The organism is Fibrella aquatilis (genome assembly GCF_017353255.1).
In the GTDB taxonomy this organism is placed as follows: domain Bacteria; phylum Bacteroidota; class Bacteroidia; order Cytophagales; family Spirosomataceae; genus Fibrella; species Fibrella aquatilis.
This window is the reverse complement of sequence record NZ_JAFMYU010000020.1, coordinates 124,940-142,818: the sequence shown is the minus strand read 5'-3', so window position 1 is coordinate 142,818 and position 17,879 is coordinate 124,940. Positions and strand designations below refer to the sequence as shown.

14 protein-coding genes are annotated in these 17,879 nt (G+C 47.0%); 1 reads left to right on the top strand and 13 read right to left on the bottom strand.

Annotated elements, in window-relative coordinates; genetic code table 11:
- Positions 1–54: 54 nt before the first annotated feature.
- From J2I48_RS21355 to J2I48_RS21345, 3 genes are all read right to left on the bottom strand, one after another.
- Positions 55–1,257, bottom strand: coding sequence for a glycosyltransferase family 4 protein (locus J2I48_RS21355; RefSeq protein ID WP_207337536.1), 1,203 nt, complete (start codon positions 1,255–1,257; stop codon positions 55–57).
- Positions 1,257–2,786 carry an alginate lyase family protein gene (locus tag J2I48_RS21350; RefSeq protein ID WP_207337535.1) on the bottom strand — a complete coding sequence of 510 codons (1,530 nt, stop codon included), beginning with the start codon at positions 2,784–2,786 and terminating at the stop codon, positions 1,257–1,259. Before J2I48_RS21350 ends, J2I48_RS21355 begins: the two co-directional genes overlap by 1 nt.
- Positions 2,787–2,878: 92 nt before the next feature.
- On the bottom strand, positions 2,879–5,041 hold the full coding sequence (locus tag J2I48_RS21345) for a bi-domain-containing oxidoreductase (RefSeq protein ID WP_207337534.1): 2,163 nt from the start codon (positions 5,039–5,041) through the stop codon (positions 2,879–2,881).
- 371 nt (positions 5,042–5,412) lie between these two features.
- On the opposite strand from J2I48_RS21345, the gene J2I48_RS21340 reads away from it, so the two are divergent.
- On the top strand, positions 5,413–6,138 hold the full coding sequence (locus J2I48_RS21340; RefSeq protein WP_207337533.1) for an acyltransferase: 726 nt from the start codon (positions 5,413–5,415) through the stop codon (positions 6,136–6,138).
- A 74-nt stretch (positions 6,139–6,212) separates the two neighbouring features.
- On the opposite strand, the gene J2I48_RS21335 is transcribed toward J2I48_RS21340, so the two are convergent.
- The 10 genes from J2I48_RS21335 to J2I48_RS21290 all read right to left on the bottom strand — a co-directional run bounded on the left by J2I48_RS21335 (position 6,213) and on the right by J2I48_RS21290 (position 17,859).
- A complete protein-coding gene (locus tag J2I48_RS21335) occupies positions 6,213–7,490 on the bottom strand; it encodes a hypothetical protein (protein WP_207337532.1) in 1,278 nt (425 codons plus the stop codon).
- 103 nt (positions 7,491–7,593) lie between these two features.
- Positions 7,594–8,685, bottom strand: coding sequence for a non-hydrolyzing UDP-N-acetylglucosamine 2-epimerase (gene wecB / locus J2I48_RS21330; RefSeq protein WP_207337531.1), 1,092 nt, complete (start codon positions 8,683–8,685; stop codon positions 7,594–7,596).
- Positions 8,682–9,356, bottom strand: coding sequence for a class I SAM-dependent methyltransferase (locus J2I48_RS21325; protein WP_207337530.1), 675 nt, complete (start codon positions 9,354–9,356; stop codon positions 8,682–8,684). Before J2I48_RS21325 ends, wecB begins: the two co-directional genes overlap by 4 nt.
- Positions 9,353–10,198, bottom strand: a complete 846-nt coding sequence (locus J2I48_RS21320; protein ID WP_207337529.1) for a glycosyltransferase family 2 protein — start codon at positions 10,196–10,198, stop codon at positions 9,353–9,355. Before J2I48_RS21320 ends, J2I48_RS21325 begins: the two co-directional genes overlap by 4 nt.
- A 22-nt stretch (positions 10,199–10,220) precedes the next feature.
- Positions 10,221–12,080, bottom strand: a complete 1,860-nt coding sequence (asnB, locus tag J2I48_RS21315; protein ID WP_207337528.1) for an asparagine synthase (glutamine-hydrolyzing) — start codon at positions 12,078–12,080, stop codon at positions 10,221–10,223.
- Positions 12,068–13,222: a glycosyltransferase gene (locus J2I48_RS21310; RefSeq protein WP_207337527.1), complete on the bottom strand. Its 1,155-nt coding sequence runs from the start codon at positions 13,220–13,222 to the stop codon at positions 12,068–12,070. The genes asnB and J2I48_RS21310 overlap by 13 nt, the downstream gene beginning before the upstream one ends.
- Before the next feature lie 5 nt (positions 13,223–13,227).
- Positions 13,228–14,571: a hypothetical protein gene (locus tag J2I48_RS21305; RefSeq protein ID WP_207337526.1), complete on the bottom strand. Its 1,344-nt coding sequence runs from the start codon at positions 14,569–14,571 to the stop codon at positions 13,228–13,230.
- Positions 14,559–15,680, bottom strand: a complete 1,122-nt coding sequence (locus J2I48_RS21300) for a glycosyltransferase (protein WP_207337525.1) — start codon at positions 15,678–15,680, stop codon at positions 14,559–14,561. Before J2I48_RS21300 ends, J2I48_RS21305 begins: the two co-directional genes overlap by 13 nt.
- Positions 15,680–16,585: a glycosyltransferase family 2 protein gene (locus tag J2I48_RS21295; protein ID WP_229376610.1), complete on the bottom strand. Its 906-nt coding sequence runs from the start codon at positions 16,583–16,585 to the stop codon at positions 15,680–15,682. Before J2I48_RS21295 ends, J2I48_RS21300 begins: the two co-directional genes overlap by 1 nt.
- Positions 16,567–17,859, bottom strand: coding sequence for an oligosaccharide flippase family protein (locus J2I48_RS21290; RefSeq protein ID WP_207337524.1), 1,293 nt, complete (start codon positions 17,857–17,859; stop codon positions 16,567–16,569). The genes J2I48_RS21295 and J2I48_RS21290 overlap by 19 nt, the downstream gene beginning before the upstream one ends.
- Between the last annotated feature and the right edge of the window lie 20 nt (positions 17,860–17,879).

The following is a 17,879-nucleotide window of genomic DNA, read 5'->3' as shown; positions in this document are numbered from 1 at the left end:
TGGGGAGGTGAACCTACAAAAACGCTTCTTTAGTCGCAATCCAATTACTGTTCACTATACATTGTACATTAAACCTTCTTCCCGCCTCACGCCTGCGGTTTTCAGGATCTGGTTGGCGAGGGAGTGAATGATGGATTGCCGTCCGAACTGCTCGATGAATGCCGTGCGGGTTTCTGTGTGGTAGGGCGTTGTGTGCAGGTAATGCACCAACTGAGGGGCATTGCCAGGCTCGAATACAAAGCTGTTGGGCACGTGTTGCCGCACAAACTGAGCAGCGTAGCCAGCTACCCCGGCCAGGACGGGCTTGTCGGTGGCGGCGTATTCAAACAGTTTCGAGGGAAGGCACCGCTCAAACGCCCGCAGGTTATTGAGGTGCAGAAACAGGTAGTCGGCCTGCTCATATTCGGCCAGGAGGGTAGCGCGGTTCACCGGTGGGCGAATGTCGACATTGGTCAAGTAGGCGTCGTCAACAGCCTTTTCGAGCTTGTGCTTGGTGCCGCCGTCGCCAATGACCACAAACCGGAACCCGGTACCCAACTGCCTGGCAGCATCTGGAATGATCTTCTCCAGGCCCTGCCCTTCGCCGATGTTGCCCGCATAGAGGATGGTGCGCACGTTGCCTTTGGCAGGGCCAACAGGCGAGTTTATGTGCAAAAACGGGTCATCAATGCCGTTGGTAAAATAGCTATAAGTAGCTTGTGGATAGTCGCTGAAATAGTCGCCGAACCCTTCCGATACCAGATTGATGTGGCTGGCATAGCTGAAGGTGTATTTCTCTACGGCCTTTAGCGTAGGAGCCAGCCCCAACCAGGCTACCGGGTTTTTGAGCAGCTCCAGGATATTTTCGCGGAAAAGATCCCGAATGTCCAGAATCAGCGGAACCTGCCGTTTCCGAGCCAGATAAGCACCCAGAAAGGCCGAAAATAACCGCGACGATGAAGCCACCACCACGTCGTAGGTTTCGTGGCGGGTGAGGGCCAGCGCCTGCCGGTAAAACTGTACGTACGATTTTATTTGATCGGCAAAGCCACTGGTATGGTCCGGTACCGACACCCGGTCTATGTGAAGGTTGCCGTGCTGTTCGCTGGGCATTGCCTCGGCTCGAAATGACGCGTAGCGGTTAGGTTGAGTAGTTATAACGTGCACCGTTCCGGAGTCGCCAAGCTGCCGGGCCAGCTCGTAGGCTAATGGCGTGTTGCGGAAAGAACCGGCACTCAGGTCTGGTTCGAAATAATAGGTTAGGAAAAGTAATTTCATCAGGTGGCGGTTAGATAAGTCGTTACAGTGGTACTGGCACTATCGAAGGTCAATTGTTGAGCAGGGGCCAATTGATTAAAACCTGCCGAAAACGTGTACGGGGTAACTGTCAGCCTGCTTTCGTCGTCGCTCTGGCAACGGATTAATACCTTACCCGCCTGCACAACCAGCCCTTCTTCTACCAAATGTAAAGAAGGATTTAGATGAAAGTGGCATGTCTTTATTAAGGATTTGTTTAAAAAATCATCTTTAATCTTGATTGTGTTATCATTCACTATCTCTATTGATCTTGTATGTTGCTCGTTTAGGTAGTTGTACCCATCGTGGCTGGCATTCAGGCGGATTTTTTCATCGGCCAACAACGTAACCTTGGCCCGACTGCCCACTCGAAAGCCACTCCACACGTCCGACGAGTTTTGCCCGCCAATAGTCACTGTGTTGTGGGCGGCGGTGCTCCGTTCCCACGCCCGTCGCTCGCCAATCTGATACGTCGACGTGCCTGGATCAACTATCACAGGCTGGCTATCGACATGCAGTATAAACGAGAACGTATCGGCGTGGGCGTGGCCGGGCTGATGATCGGGACCCACCGGCCCTACATCCACCAAGCATTCGAGGCGGGGCGTGGTCAGCATCCGGTAGCCGCTTTCACCCAGTGCCACAGGTGTAGGCACAAGCCCCATTGCCTGTGCTTTTTGCAAAAGGGTCGCGGTGTTTGGCGCCACGCCATAAGCCGAATCGTTCACCATGGGTACCTCGCCATTGCGGAAGGTAACAGCCCGGAGCCAGCCCAGCATCAGGCCCAGTTTATAGCGCAGCAGGTCGGTCAGCGTCAGGTGGTCGGCCCAGGTGTCGGCGTGGAGTACGGCGTAGACATCCAGCAGGCGGTCGGTAAGAAGTTGATGGTAAACGGGGCTGCGTTCGTAGTGACCACCGTCCGTTAAAATTTGCTCAATAAGTTGTTCTTCAAGCAGTTGTGAGCCTTTTATGAACCAACTGCGTTCGGCAAAATGCACCGCCATTACGGTGAGTGCGCACGCATTTTCGAGCAGATGATTCCCCCCCAGGTGGTACTCCAGCCGCGACCGCAGCAGAGCTGTTTGGGCATATAGATGCCGCTCGATCAGCGGATCGTGGATGTCGTTGTCGAGCATAAACGCCCGCCAGTTCAATACCCGTAGCGAAATCGGGTAGGGTTCCAGGCCGTCGCGTAGGGTAGGGGTTTGCCGGATGAAATCGTAGATAAGCGCCAGGCTCTGAGGCGGGGTAAGGTCCTCGAAATAGTTCAGGCAATACGTCCACAGCTTACCATTGTCGGCGTAGTTCCAGTCGATAGTATCTGCGAACGTAACGGGCTGATTCAACAGGGTAAACGTGACCGGAAACTGGACCTGCGGCACGGTATCGGGCACGGCCTCAGCCCACCGCAGCCGTGGCCGACCCCGCAGCCGGTTCCATACCTGATACACCACCTGCCGAAGCGTCAGGTGCCGAACAGTGCGCCAGTAGAGGAGAAGGGGTGGGAGCATATAGGGAGAGAGTGGTGAGTGCTAAGTGGTAAGTGGTGAGTTTGCTGCCGCAGGTGTACTACGCCTGCGGCAGCAAACTCACCACTTACCACTTAGCACTCACCACTTAATGTTACCCACCTTCCTTCCTGCAAGCTGCGCAGGGCGGCCAGAGTGGTGGCGGTGGTGTTGATGATGTCGGCGAAGGGGATCAGGGGTGGGCCACCAGCGCGGAGGGTAGTGACCAGTCGCCGGAACTGCTCGGTATGGCCTTTGTCCTGCCGCCCCGATATACTCGAAAACCCCCGAAACCCGTAGCCGTTCAACGACTTGAAATTGTCGAGAATGAGCGTCCGTTCCTGCGAATAGACCTCGATGCGCTCTTTGGCGTAGGCTTTGCTGCCGTTGGCGAAGTAGTTGATTACGCCCGTAGCCCCGTTTTCGTAGCGCAGCAGGATAGATGCCGAGTCGGTGGTCTCTGCCGGGTGTTGGCCCATGGCGTTTAGGCACACGCTTATCACGCGGCTGCCCGTCAGAAACGTGATGAGGTCGACGTAGTGGCAGGCTTCACCTAGGATACGCCCACCACCCACCGCCCGATCATGTACCCACGAATTGGCCGGAATGGCTCCGGCGTTCATCGTGGCAACTACGTTCATCGGCACCGCCCCGGAGGCATCGCCCCCCAGCAAGGCCTTAGCGCGTTGTGCCGTCGGCGAAAAACGCCGATTGAAGCCTACCGTGACGGTTTTGTCGGCTGCCTGTTGGGCCGCGATTACCCCGGACAGTTCGTCGTCGTAGATCACCAGCGGCTTTTCCACAAACACGTGCTTACCCGCTTGCAGGGCCTCTATGGTCAGCCGGGCATGGCTGTTGTGGCGGGTGGTGATCACGCAGAGGTCAACGGTGGGGTCGTTCAGGATGGTCTGGTAGTCGGTGGTGCTGCTGGCGATGCCGTATTTTTTGGCCAGCAGGGTGCCGCTGAGGCCGTTGGCGCTGGCAATGGTTTGGAGCGTGGCACCTGCTCTTTGCAAGGCAGGCACCAGCGTAGACCCCGCAAAGTTGCCCGCCCCGATAATGCCCACCACCCCGGCCGATGGTCCGGCCACCACCTCGCGCAACTGTACCGTAGCCGAAGCCGACATGACCAGCGGCGTTTCCGAATAGCTTAGCAGTGAGGCAATGCCACCCGACCCAGCGCCTGAACTTTTACCGCCCATCTTACCATAAATCTGCTGGTAATCGGTCAGGGGCACTACCTCCGTAATGAGCGGTTTTACCTGCAACTGACCGCTGCTAAGGAGTTGCAGAATGGTCTGGAAATTCCGGTTTTCGGTCCAGCGCACAAAGGGGAGCGGGTAGTCGTGGCCAGCCTGTTCGTAGTCGGCATCGTAGCGACCGGGACCGTAGGAGCACGACACCTGGAAAGTCAATTCTTTCTCGTAGAAATCAGCGCGGCTCAGATTCAGACCCACCACACCCACCAGCACGATGCGCCCACGTTTGCGACTCATCCGGGCAGCCTGCGTTATCACCTCGTCGCTTTTTGTCGAGGCCGTAATCACCACGCCGTCGGCACCCACGCCGCCCGTCAGTTCAGTAACAGCCTGGATTACATCAGTGCTGGCGGGGTTAAGGGTTTCAATGCCAAAGGTTTGCGCCAGTGCCAGCTTGGCAGGCTCAAGGTCAAGGCCAATAACGCGGCAGCCATTCAGGCGCAGGAGTTGCGCCGTAAGCAGCCCGATCAGCCCCAATCCAACCACCACTACGGTTTCGCCGAGGGTAGGATTCAGCAGCCGGAGACCCTGCAAGCCAATGGCTCCAATTACGGTAAAGGCGGCCTCATCGTCGCTCACCCCGTCGGGTATGCTGGCGACCAGGTTACGGGGCACGCAGACCAGTTCGGCATGATGTCCGTTGGAGGCTACGCGGTCGCCAATGGCCAGGTCGGTGATGCCCGCGCCCACGGCCACCACCTCGCCCACGTGGCAGTAGCCCAGTGGCAGCGGTTGGTCGAGTTTCCGAAAAACGGCCCCCAGCGTAGGTATAAGCCCATCTGACTGAATTTTCTCAAACACCTGCTTGACCTTATCGGGCTGTTGGCGGGCTTTGCTGAGCAGGTTAGCCTTCCCAAACTCCACCAGCATCCGCTCGGTCCCCAGCGACACCAGCGTGCGCCGCGTACGAATGAGCACCTGCCCGGCCCGCACCTGCGGCGCCGGCACCTCCTCCAGCACTGTCTCACCGGACTTTAAATTCTGTATCAGTTGGTACATGTACGGGGGTAATAATCGGGCAAAGGTAGGGACATTAGGTCCTGCCCGTTATTTTTGAGTCGCTTTAAGCAGCTGGGTAATGCTGACCTGGCTAGGAGTGCGGTCTTACTGGTTGGTGACTTGCTGCTGTAGTAGCTTTCGCAGATTTTGGGTGTTGACACTCGGAACATCGACCAGGCTTTTGGATGGGCATAGTTACTCCTGTGTACTGATTTTTAGTGTGTGCTGATCTTCAAACAAGCAGTGTTATTTGTCGCTAAGTTAATAATATAAGCAATGTCATGGATGATACGAGTGAGTCAATCATAAGATTAGCACTGCAATAGATCTCCTCCGTTGATTAAAAAAATGTACAATTAAGATAATACCTCATGTGGCAAATAGGAATAGGTTTTGAAAAAAAGATTAAAGGTATTCTTAAAGGAAATCCTGTTTTAGAGCGATACACTAAAGCTATTATTAGCGGATATAAAATTCAATATATATTACACAAAACGCTTCTAAGGAGATATAAAAATATATTTAATATAGCTGAGTCGGCCAAATTAAGTAATTGCACCTTCGATATTATTGGAAGAAACAACGAAATTGAGATTGGAGAATTATCTTTGCTGAATAATGTAACTTTTTTTATTAGGGGTAATAATAATAAAATAAAAATTGGCAAAAAAGTTAGCTTTGACAGAAGCTGTACAATTTGGATAGAGGATTTTTGTTGTGAAGCAATAATTGGTGAAAATTCAACATTTCAAGATGCTCATATTGCTGTAACAGAACCAAATTCAAAAATTCACATTGGTGACGATTGTATGTTTGCCTATGATATAGATTTAAGAACAGGTGATTCCCATTCTATCATTGATTCTTCAACTAACGATAGAATCAATTATGCACAAAATATATTCATTGGAAATCATGTTTGGATTGCTTCTCATGTCTCCATTCTCAAAGGAGTCATTATTCCTGACAACTCAATAGTTGCAACTAGATCTGTCGTAACCAAATCTTTTGAAGGAAGTAATTTGCTGATTGGAGGTATACCCGCAAAGCAAATAAAGAATAATGTAAATTGGGATAGAAAAAGAATTTATAGATAATATCAAAAAAATAGCGACAGAATCTGCAACTAAGTTAAAAGTCGTACTCTCTGTACTGACCATATTTTTCAACTTTATCTACCCTTAGCTTTGGAAAATTTCATGGTGTGATAACCGCTAGTTCTTTTGGCACTATCCGATATAATTGATCTATTACTAAGCTCTTGGTATAAATAGTTTGCAAGAATTGTACTAATTAAAGTAAACAGAACCCAGTGAAGTGGCTCCTCAATTAGTACGCAAGCAAAGCGTACAGACCTAAACCAGCTTTCTCCCGGAAATTGAGCTACAATTAAATTACTCCAACTGAGGATAATAACTAAAAACAAAGCAACACAACTGAATGACTTTTCTGTTAATTCTGCATCAATTTTTTTCAAAAATAGCGGTATCGTTAGGTGTGCAAATACAAATCTATAATCCCAGTTGTTTCCAAGAATAAATGTGCCTGTATAAATTCCGCCCCCTGCAAGGAATAAAATTGATTCCAACTTTGTTGAATTAATCAACGGTAGGCTGATGCTGTTTGTAAGCTTATTGAAATAAATAACACAAAAAAAAGGGAGGATTATTGCTACTAAAGCGGTTGCTACATGCTGACTATTGGCGGAAATTAGATTGGTAAATTTAGGAAAATGACGAGAAATATAGTCAACGAAAACGTTTCTTCCATAAGATAAATCAACTCCAAGAGGAGTCGCTTTTTTAATTAACAAGAGATCATTGAAAGTTAGGAGGCAGTAAATTGAAAAAAGTATCATACAAGCAATGAATAGGAAATGTGATCGCTTCCTTAAAAAAATTAATGAGGCAAAAATTGGATAAAGCTTAAAAAGAATGCCTGTCAGAATTAGCGAAAGGCTTCCTATCCGTTTGTTTTGATAAATTAGCATACAAGCTCCTATTGTTGTAATCATAAAAAATAAGTCAAAATTGCCTCTATGGATAAGTAACAAAGTAACTGGTGAACATCCTAATAGAATTATGTAAACAGAGTGATTATTCAGGGTGGATCTAAAAATATAAAAATAAGAAATTATAAATATAAAAATGAGAACTGGTGCTAGCCAAGCAGTATCTGAACCTGACAAATTTAAATAATTAAACAATAAATAAGTAGCTCTTGGATAGTTGAAAGATGCAGCATGTTTAAGGCAATGATTAGCAATAATTTCTTCGTATGGCAAATGACAGTCCAATGATGTTAATACATCATTCATGTCTGCAAAAAACATAGTATGTTTTGGAACGCCAAAATAATGAAATGTATTGTTTAATGGCTGTTGTGTTATTAAAGACATTAATATAATGACGCAGAGGTATCCTATAAAGAAACATATGACTTTTTTCATGCAGCATCGAGAGCGGATGTACAACTAAATCAAGATAGTGAAAATTTCTAATCTGACAACGTACCCATGAAACGTCAAAAAGAATTGCTAACAGCCTAACTAATCAATCGAAAATTAGGCAAGTCGCTATTCGTTCTGCCGTTGCTCCATCCCAAAGTGGAGGCACTTGCCCTTTTTTACGGCTACCCTTACGTATTGAAGCCAACTCAGTGGCTACAGTAAAGGGATTTAAGTTGGCCAACAAGATATTGGTACCTAGCGTGACGGTACTTGGTCGTTCGGTACTATCGCGGAAGGTGAGGCAGGGCACTTGCAGGTAAGTTGTTTCTTCCTGAATTCCGCCCGAATCAGTCACTACGGCCAGAGCGAATTCCATTAGGTTCAGAAATTCAAGATACCCCTGTGGCTCCATAAGCCGTACGTTTGGGATAACGGTCAACTGGTCCATTAGGCCAAACTGGATTAGATTGGCACTTGTGCGGGGGTGCATCGGAAACAGCACAGTATTATGCATAGCAGCCTCGGTCACTATTTGCACGATGGCACGCAGCCCATCGGGCATATCCACATTCGAGGGGCGGTGCATGGTCACCAGTATATACTCGCCGTGGGTGAGTTGCAAACGGCCAACAGTACCTAACTCATTCGCTTTTGGTCGATAATGTGCTAACGAATCGATCATGACGTTACCTACGAATTTAATTTTTTCGTCGGGAATGCCCTCGCGATGCAGGTTGTCCAGGCCTGCCTGCTCCGTTACGAAAAGCAGGTCGGCGAGGTTATCAGTCAGGATACGGTTGATTTCTTCGGGCATTTTGCGGTCACCGGAGCGCAGGCCTGCTTCTACGTGTGCCACGCGCACCCCCATACGCACCGCCACCAGCGCACAGGCAAGCGTACTGGTCACGTCGCCCACCACCACCACCCAATCGGGCTGTTCGGCCTGGATGACCACCTCAAACTTGGTCATGATCTCGGCGGTTTGTTGCGTGGGTGAACCACTCGCCACGCCTAGGTAATAGTCTGGTTTGGGTAATTCAAGCTGATTAAAAAATACATCACTCATGCGGGCATCGTAGTGCTGCCCGGTATGCACAATTTTTGATTCAATGGTGGATTGTGCCAAAAAAGCCCGGTGAAGTGGGGCGACTTTCATGAAATTGGGCCGGGCACCCACAATGGTTAATATTTTCATTTTTTCTGAAAAACGGCAACAAATAGCGTATCGGCGAAGGTAGCGGGTAAGCAACGGCGCATGAACCGGGCAATGATGTTGGTGCCACCAAAGGTATGTTGTGTCAGCAAATGGTAAGTTTGAGGAGTAAGTTGGTCGGTTAGCGAAGTGGCTGTGCTGTAGTGCAGTACATGTTGCAGGTAGGGTGGTTGGCCAGTGAGGTGGTAACCCAGGCGTTCCAGTATTCGGTAGGCCGACCGACGATTGGGCAACGACACCAGCAGGTGCCCACCGGAACGAAGGTATTGGTCAAATGAGCTAAGGGTCTGAGCCAGATCTGGTACGTACTCCAGCACACTCGATGAGATGATGACATCGAATAAGGGCTGTTCGGGGAGATCGGTCAAAGGGAGCATAGCAACGCTGAAGCTGACACCTGGACCTGCCTCTTTCTGGCATAGCCGGATCATTTCGGGCGAACCATCTACCCCCGTTACTGAGCACCCCCGCTTGGCCAGGTAATGCGCGAATACACCTGTGCCACAACCGGCATCCAGTACGCGTTGGCCGGGTTGAATGTAGGTATCGAACAACGCTGTCCAGACCTGATAACGCTCCTGAAAGTCAGCTGATTGCTCGTAGCGTTTGCTAAAGGCAACGGCTATGTCTGAATGAAAATCAACAGCGTTCATAAACGATGGGCAGCAAGTCGGTTTCGTTCGTCAATATAGACGGCGGCAATCATAAACTGGTAAAGAAACGCATGGCTGAAATGGAAAATAAATCCCGCTTTTCCGTCCAAAAACCCCAACTGAATCAGGTAGCGGTAACCAAAGTATAGAAATGGACGAAGCAGCACGGGAATGTGGCCCCAAACCTGCTCTTTCACCCACCGTTTTTTGTCTCGTTGAGTGGCAGCATCGGCCCAGCGCAGGGTTTTTTCGCCATCGGTTTTTAGCAAGTCGGCTACCTGAAACTGAGTGTAGCGGGCGTGCTTTTCGTACCAAAATTGAACGGGTTTACGGTCGTAGTGTACAAACGGTTCGCTGATGAAGCCTGTAGTGCCTTGTACCGTAATTTGTTCGTCCATCTCGCGGTCAATACGTTGCACCGCCGACCGCCGAAACAAGCGTAGAATATAGGTAGGATAGTAGCCACCATGCCGTATCCAGCGGTTCATAAAGATAAATTTAAACGGAATGAAATAGCCGTTGTGGCCCTTATCCTGCCCCAAAATAGGTTCGATAGCGGTTTTTAAAGCCTCGGTGGCGTACTCGTCGGCATCCAGAAAAAGCACCCACTCGGTTAATATGGGCAGTGCTTCGATGGCGTGGTTTCGTTGAGCAGCATAGTTGTCAAAATCCCGGTGAAAAACGGTGGCACCTCCCGCTTCTGCTAACGCCACTGTCAGGTCTGTAGACCCCGAATCGAGCACAAAAACGGCCGCAGCCCAACCAACCACGCTGCTAAGGCAGTGAGACAGGTTAGGAGCTTCGTTTTTGGTCAAAATAAGTACGGTGATTGGTACTGGCATCAGCTAAAAACGTGTTGGTTTTTTACTCAACTTGATTGGTGATAAGCCAGTCTTCGAGTACCACAAGCAACCAGATATGATTCCAGGATGTCGCCGGGTCACATGTCATAAAACGCTGATGATAAGCCAGTAAAGCTGTTTTATCAAATAAATTCCGCTGGCTGAGGCTTTCAATGCGCTCGGCACAAAAACTGCCTAGCTCAGTGCGCATCCATTGCGACCACGGAAAGCTGAAACCCATTTTGGGGCGTTTCAACAGTTCGCCGGGCAACAGTGGGTGTATCGATTCAACCAATAGCTGCTTAGGGGCTTTGGTGGTTTTGTAGCGGTCAGGTACGCGCAGCATAAATTCAATCAGCTCATAGTCCAGCATGGGTACGCGCAGTTCTAACGCGTGGGCCATACTCATCTGGTCGGCATCGCGCAGGAGCAACGGTTCCGTGTAGGTCAGCAACTCGCTGATTGTCAATTGACTCATGCTGTGTAAATGGCCTATCTCTGCTTGTTGCCTGCTAAACATAGCTGGATACGGATTGGCTAACCTGTTGGTTCCCAATAGTTGTTGCGCCGCTCTGGCTGAAGTCGACTGACGAAACAAAGGAAATAAGTCAGTAGTGTTAAGCGAGTGTAAATTGGTTAGGTCAGCCAGCTTCTGTTGGTTGGTGCCGGGCGAAAACCGCTTCAGTACTGCTTGCCGAACTGGTCTGGGCAAGTGCCATAACCAGCCTAATTTCTGTAGGCGGGCATAGCGCCCGAAGGTTGAATAACCAGCAAACACTTCATCGCCACCCAACCCACTCAGAGCCACCGTAATACCGGCCGCCCTGGTCAGTTTTGATACCATGTAGGTATTGGGGCCGTCGCCGCTGGGCTGGTCCATACTGGCCAGAATGGTGGGGAGTTCGGCCAGCAGTTCTCTCGCCGACAGGGGTAGTTCGGTATGGCGGGTGTTGAACCGTTTGGCCATCTGGCGGGCATGTTCCGATTCGTCGAAGGCAGCTTCCTGAAACGTGACCGTAAACGTGTTCACGGGTTGCTCGGTCTGTTCGGCCATCAGGGCCACCACCGCGCTAGAGTCGATGCCGCCCGACAAAAATGCCCCCAGCGGTACGTCGCTGACCATGCGCCGGGTCACCGATGCCTGCAACAAACTACGCACCTGCCGTTGCGTTGCTGCTCCGTTTTGTAATAAAGCTGGGTCTGCCGGGGGCGGGGCCATCAGGTTCCAGTAGCGAGTTTCGGTCCAGCAATGGTCGACAAACAGGGCCGTATGCCCCGCCTGCAACTGCCCCACACCTGCTACCAGCGTGTTGGGGGCTGACACGGTCTGGTACATGAGGTACTGGGGCAACATGGCCGTGTTGAGGCGGCGGGGTACCAGACCCGTTCGTAGCAACGCCCGTACTTCCGAGGCGAAGACAAATTGGTGTTGATCGTGGTAGTAGTAGAAGGGTTTTTTGCCCAGCCGGTCGCGCGCGGCAAACAGTTCTTTGGTGTGACGGTCCCAGATGGCGAAGGCAAACATGCCGTTGAACTGATGTACGCAGGCAGCGCCCCAGCGTTCGTAGGCGGCCAAAATGACTTCTGTATCAGAATTGGTTTGGAAGTTATAGCCTGTCAGTTGCTGGCGAACAGCCCAGTAGTTATAAATTTCCCCATTGAAAGTAATCGCATAGCGCCCGTCAGGGCTAAACAGGGGTTGATTCGCTCCGTCGGTCAGGTCAATTATTGACAGCCTGCGATGGCCCAGCGCCACATTTCCTTCGGCCCAGCTACCACCTGCGTCGGGCCCACGGTGGCTCAACTGATGGGTCATCAGCCCAACCAGCGCCGGGTCAGCAATCGTATCATGTCGGGTAATCAGCCCGGCTATTCCGCACATAGAGGTGTAATCAATAAATTGGCAATTAAGCTGTTATATGCTGAAAGCCAGCGGTGACTATTGGTGTCTATGTCAAATTGAGTACGCGCCAGTGTCATAGCCTGTTGGCGATAGTGTGCGTACTTACTAGAGGGTAAAGATAGGCAGACGTCCAGCGTAGCCCCTAATGCAGCCGGGTCATTGGCTACCCAAAAACCGGCTTCTTCGGCAGCTAATATGGCCCAGGGTGTGCCAAGGGCTGCAATAACGGGGGTTCCGTGCGCCAATGCCTCCACCACTACGTTGCCAAAGTTCTCACTATGCGACGGTAGTACCAGCGCGTAGGCACCTGCCAGCAATTGTTGTTTGGCTTCGCCCGAAACCGGCGGCTCAATATGCACACGGTGGCTCAATCCAAGTGTCTTTGCCTGCTGCCGGAGCGTGGCTCCGTAGCCATCGGCATCGGTACCCACCAGCCGTAGTTGCCAGGGGCCGTTTTGAAAAGCCGATGACAACGCTAGGGCTTCCAGCAGCCGGTCCAAGGCTTTTATGGGATGCAGGCGACCCAGGTAGAACAGATAGGGTGCACAGGGGGCGGAACCTGATGGAGCGTATGGCGCCGGAAGTTCGAGGTAGTTGGGTAGTTCAACCACGCGTACGTTGGTCCCAAACTGGGTTTTGATCTGGGCTGTTTCGTCGGGCGAGGTAGCATGAAACGTAATGCGCGAAGTCCAGCAGCGAATAAGGCGCAGGACTACCCGTTTCAGTTGGGGGCGGATGGACAGTGCGGCCGGGGCCAACTCACCCCTGGGCGACCATACCAACTGCTTTTTTTGCCAGAGCGCCAGTACGGCCACGGCCATAGATAGCGGATAAAACAAGCTGGTTAGGTGCACAATATCGGTAGAGGGCAACACTTGCCACGACTGCCCAATATGCCGCCAGGGGAGATTGTGGCGGCGGGTCGACACGTAGCGCACCCGCCCGGCGTTGGTACTAAGCCACTGGTCCCTTGGTGTGGTGTCGGGCTGATCGGTATCTGTCGACACCACCGTGACCTTCACCCCCTGCCGCACGAGTGCCTTAGCCAGCCAGTAGACCGAATTACTCGGCCCACCCGACTGGGCAGGGTAGAACGTACCGATGGGGTAGAAGACATGCATGCTGGTTATTGTGTGGTAGGGTTAGGGGCATTCGGTGCAAGTCCTAACCCAATAACCAGCCAAATATATAGTCCCATACCACCGAATGAGAAGAGAGTAGCTTCACCAATGTTAGTAGCTATTGCCGTTACTACCATCCATGTAACATCGGGAGTCGATTGACTAGTACAGAATTTTATTAGTGCTACCAGCAAGAGTAGAAAAAAAAAGCTACCTATTATCCCGATTTCTTCAAAAATGGAGACAAAAAACACACCTTTCTCTACAGGTACACTCAATGGTAAATTAAAAACGGGATCATAGTTTATCTGTAAATCTTCTGGCCAACTAGGTAAACCAAATCCAATGCCTGATAACGTATGTTCGTCAATGTTTTGTTTTTGTTTAATTAAAAGAGCACCACGAGAATGGAAAAAAGCTTGATTAATAGATGTGTTCGATGTTTCTGACGATTTGAAAATATACTGTTGTACAGATTCCTGATTGTACGCAGCAATAAATAGGGCAATAGTTAGTAAAATGTACCCAACAGGCTTTTTGATGAGATCAACAAAAATGTTTTTACTGTGTCTGTGTGATATGAAGAGTAATATTATGAAACTAGATGAAAGACTGATTATCCCTATTCGTCCCTTTGTGTAAAAGAGTTCTACTAATACTAAAAGAGTAAAGAATAATTGTGATAAACTGATCTTTTTTTGTAAAATCTGCCCTAATAACAAAGCGATTGCAGGGGATAAAAACAGAGCCAAAGCCTGAGGCTGATTTGTGATTCCTTGAAAACCTATATTATTTCTGTAATAACCAATTTCTGGAATAAATAATGTAGGTAACGATGCTAAAGATAAAAATATTATAAAATTATAATACCAATTAATCCAGTATGCTTGTTTTTGTCTAATTATAAGAAATATATTTAACACGGCAAATGAAGCACAAAAAAATTGAATAATTTTGAATATAGAAATGTATGAATTGTAACTTGATAAAATACTTAAAAAAATGATCACAACGCAAAACGCTAAAATCTTACCATTGACATTTATATATTTATACCTTGATGCATATATCAATGTCCTGATAAAAACTATTATTAATAAGAAAATACGTATCCCTGATATTATTGGATCCTGTACCAGAACCAAGCCAGGACTCAACATAAACTGCATTAAGCTTATTGTGAGCGAAACTGGAGAAAGCCACAGAGGCCCAAACAAAGTGGCGACTAACAATATATTAAGCATTATTCGTTGGGTCGTAGCTCCGCTCATTAATAAGATAGCTACCAAACAAAACAGGATGATTTTCCTGATTGAAGGAACAAGTTGAATTGGGGTTATATTTTCCAAGGCGCAATTGGTCTAATTGTACTTTCAGATACCGAACGGATAATTTCAATAAGATACAATGCAATTGAGCGACCGTCTATACAGCAGGACCACCGACGGAGTGCGGCTCGTGCCTCGGCTGATTGTTTGCCTCGTTGTATCCTAGTCTGAAGTATTTTGGACAAATCTTGGTGGTTTCCACTTTTAAACACGTCACCTACAGAGGAATTATTAATTAAATCAGAAGCACCGCAACTAGTACTGCATACCACTGGAGTACCAACCATCAGTGCTTCATTCACAACAGCACCCCAGCCATCATACCTTGATGGGAGAACAAGAAGGTCTGCGGTTTGCATAGTTTGAACTACCTGTTCGTTAGGCAGATATTTCATAAATTTAATCCTTTTTTCTATATTAAATTGAAGGCTGAGCCTCATTAGAAACTCTTCCTCAGGACCGTTACCTACTATAAATAGCTCCCAATTATGATTTTTGCACATATTCAATGCGCTTAGTAATATATCAACCCCCTTTCTTTTTATCAGGCTTCCAACAAAAATAATTCTAAATATACTGCTGGTACATAGTACGTCGTTACGTTTTGGCTCAACAACATAAGTAAATTGGAATAGTTTATGATCTGGTGCTCCACAAAAAGAATACCACCTAGATGCTCTGCTGGATATACATAAGAAAAAATTTATTTTCTTAATATAACGTCGTTCAATTAAAATAGATGCCATGTGCCTCAAAATAAATCTGTAACCACGCAGATCTATACTCTCAGACATTACTCCGACCATACAGTTTAAATTAAGTGCTTTCTGAATAATGGTCCATCCAGTTTTATAACCCTTTATTCCTTCAAAGATATGAATCGAGTGTTCAATTGACAAGAGAGTAGAGATTTTCTCTTCATTTGCGGCGTAGACTACCTCAATATTTGGATTTAGATATGGCATCTCTAATCCCATTTCAACACGATCAATTGATAAACCTTGGTCAACAGAGTAGATTATTTTATAGAATTGGTTGGTTTCACTTAAAGCGTTTATATATGCAGCCTGATGAGGACTGATCATATTTTGCCAAAAAACGATTGTATTATTTAAAAAATTCTTATCCATTACAGTGAAATCTTTTTTCGAATTAAGTTGACAACAGTAAGAAACCCTTTTCTTTTAATATACCAGAACAATCTCCTCAAACGAAATACATATCTTAGAATTTTGCCTATCATAGTAAATTTAGATAGTTTATTAATTTTTGAACTTATTAAATACTGTTCTCTAATTGTTATATCATTCATGCCACGTGTCTTTTGATTTTCGTGAAGTCTAAAACAACCAAGTGCGATATCGTTTAATCTGTAGAATCTGTTATAGCCTTCATTAAGCCCCATTCTTATTACAAAATCGTAATCCATATTTCTATGTAAATTAATGTCAAAATGTCCAAATCGTTTATGTGCTTCGGCAGTCCAAAACATAGATTGCACGTTTAGGAACCAGCCTTCATAGTATAACTGATTCACTTTAAAGTTAAAAGCATGTTTATATTCAATATATCTGCTTTCTTTATTAATAAAATAGTAATCAGCAAATACAACGGATAGTCCAGGAAAACGCTTAAACGTGTTTATGGTGTTCAAAAAAGCATATTTTGTGTACAGATCATCAGAGTTAAGCCAGCCCATAATATTGCCTGTTGCCTTGTTAAATCCTTTATTAAGCGCATGACTTTGCCCATTATCAGGTTCGCTAATCCAATAAGCAAGCTGACATTCATACTCTTTTATAATGTTAACAGTACCATCTGTACTACCTCCATCAATAATTATAAATTCTAAGTTCGGATAATTTTGATTCAACACAGATTGAATAGACTCCCGTATAAACTCAGCCTGATTATAGGAAGGCATGACAATGCTGATTCGAGGCCATAACAAAGTCAAATCATAAGCAGAAGGTGGAGTCGCCTCCGTCCAATGCTGTTCCTGACTGATTATTTCATTTAGGATTGACGTAACCATTTGAAGTTAGCGTGAATAAACAATGATAATTTAAATTGAAATAATAAACGTCTCGTAATCAACCCATTAATACTTATATAATATAATGTGACAATGAATTGAACTAAATACACTACACCAAGAATCAACACAATAGTCCACAGCGTTAGGGCTGAGTTAAGATAAGTCATTAGTAGTAGAGTTAAACCTAATCCTACAGTATCTACTGTGGCGGTTTCGCCTGGCTTACCCAAACCTTGTAAAGCAGTGCTGAGGACGTTTTTGGCATTCAGGAAGAGAAAGACAATTGAAAGCATCTGAGCAGGTAAGATAGCTTCTCGGTAAGCCTCACCAAATAGCACCGGTACTAAATACGCTGCCCCAACAAGCATACATACCAATTGCAGCAGGCTTAATGGCCAAAACCGATTAAAGAATAGATACACTTCTGTATGCTTGTCGGTCTGCTCCTGCGTTGCAGACACATACGGAAGCATAATCTGACGCACTCCATTAGCTAAAATAGTTGACAGATTTGCGTAACTAACAGCTATATTATAAATGCCCAAAGTAGCTGTGTTCAAGTAGCTTCCAATCATAATCTGATCTAGACGACCGTTGACAACCTCAGTCATTTCACTTAACCATAGCCGTGCACCGTAGCTCAACAATTCTTTAATTTCTATAAAAACCCGACCACTTAATTGTATGACCTCATAGCGTAGCAAAACTACCATTGATGCAACGCACGTGCAAAATTGTAAAACTATCTGACTATAGACTAAAAGCTTTACAGACATAGTGTTGTTGATATATAATACACTTGTTATCAAGCAATAACCTATTGGTATTATAAGTTTAAGAGCATTATTAATTGCAAAATGTTTGCGTCCTCGCAAAATACTTTGGGCATATGCAGCCAGTAGTGCTAGAGGTACTGTAATTAAAAAATGCTGACTTAGCAGAATAGTATCTGTTTCATATCGATTTAAAAGCCATGCAATTAAAAGCCTACCAATGCTAAAAGCGATTATGGTTTGTATGCCACATAATACAAGTAGAGCTGACCACAATTTGCCTATATTGGTATCCTCTTTTGAAGATAGGTAGGTTGTTGAAGCAAATATGCCAAAATTCAGCACTAGGTAAGCTAGGGATGGATACAACATTACTAGCGCCAGTAGCCCTCGATTGTCGGGACCAAGCCAGCGAGCCTGTAATACAGAACCAGTTAGTCCCAAGCCGGTAGCAAGGACTTGTACACTGATATTATTTACTGTTGATGCTGCTCTCAAGTCAGAATGTTTTTACCTAT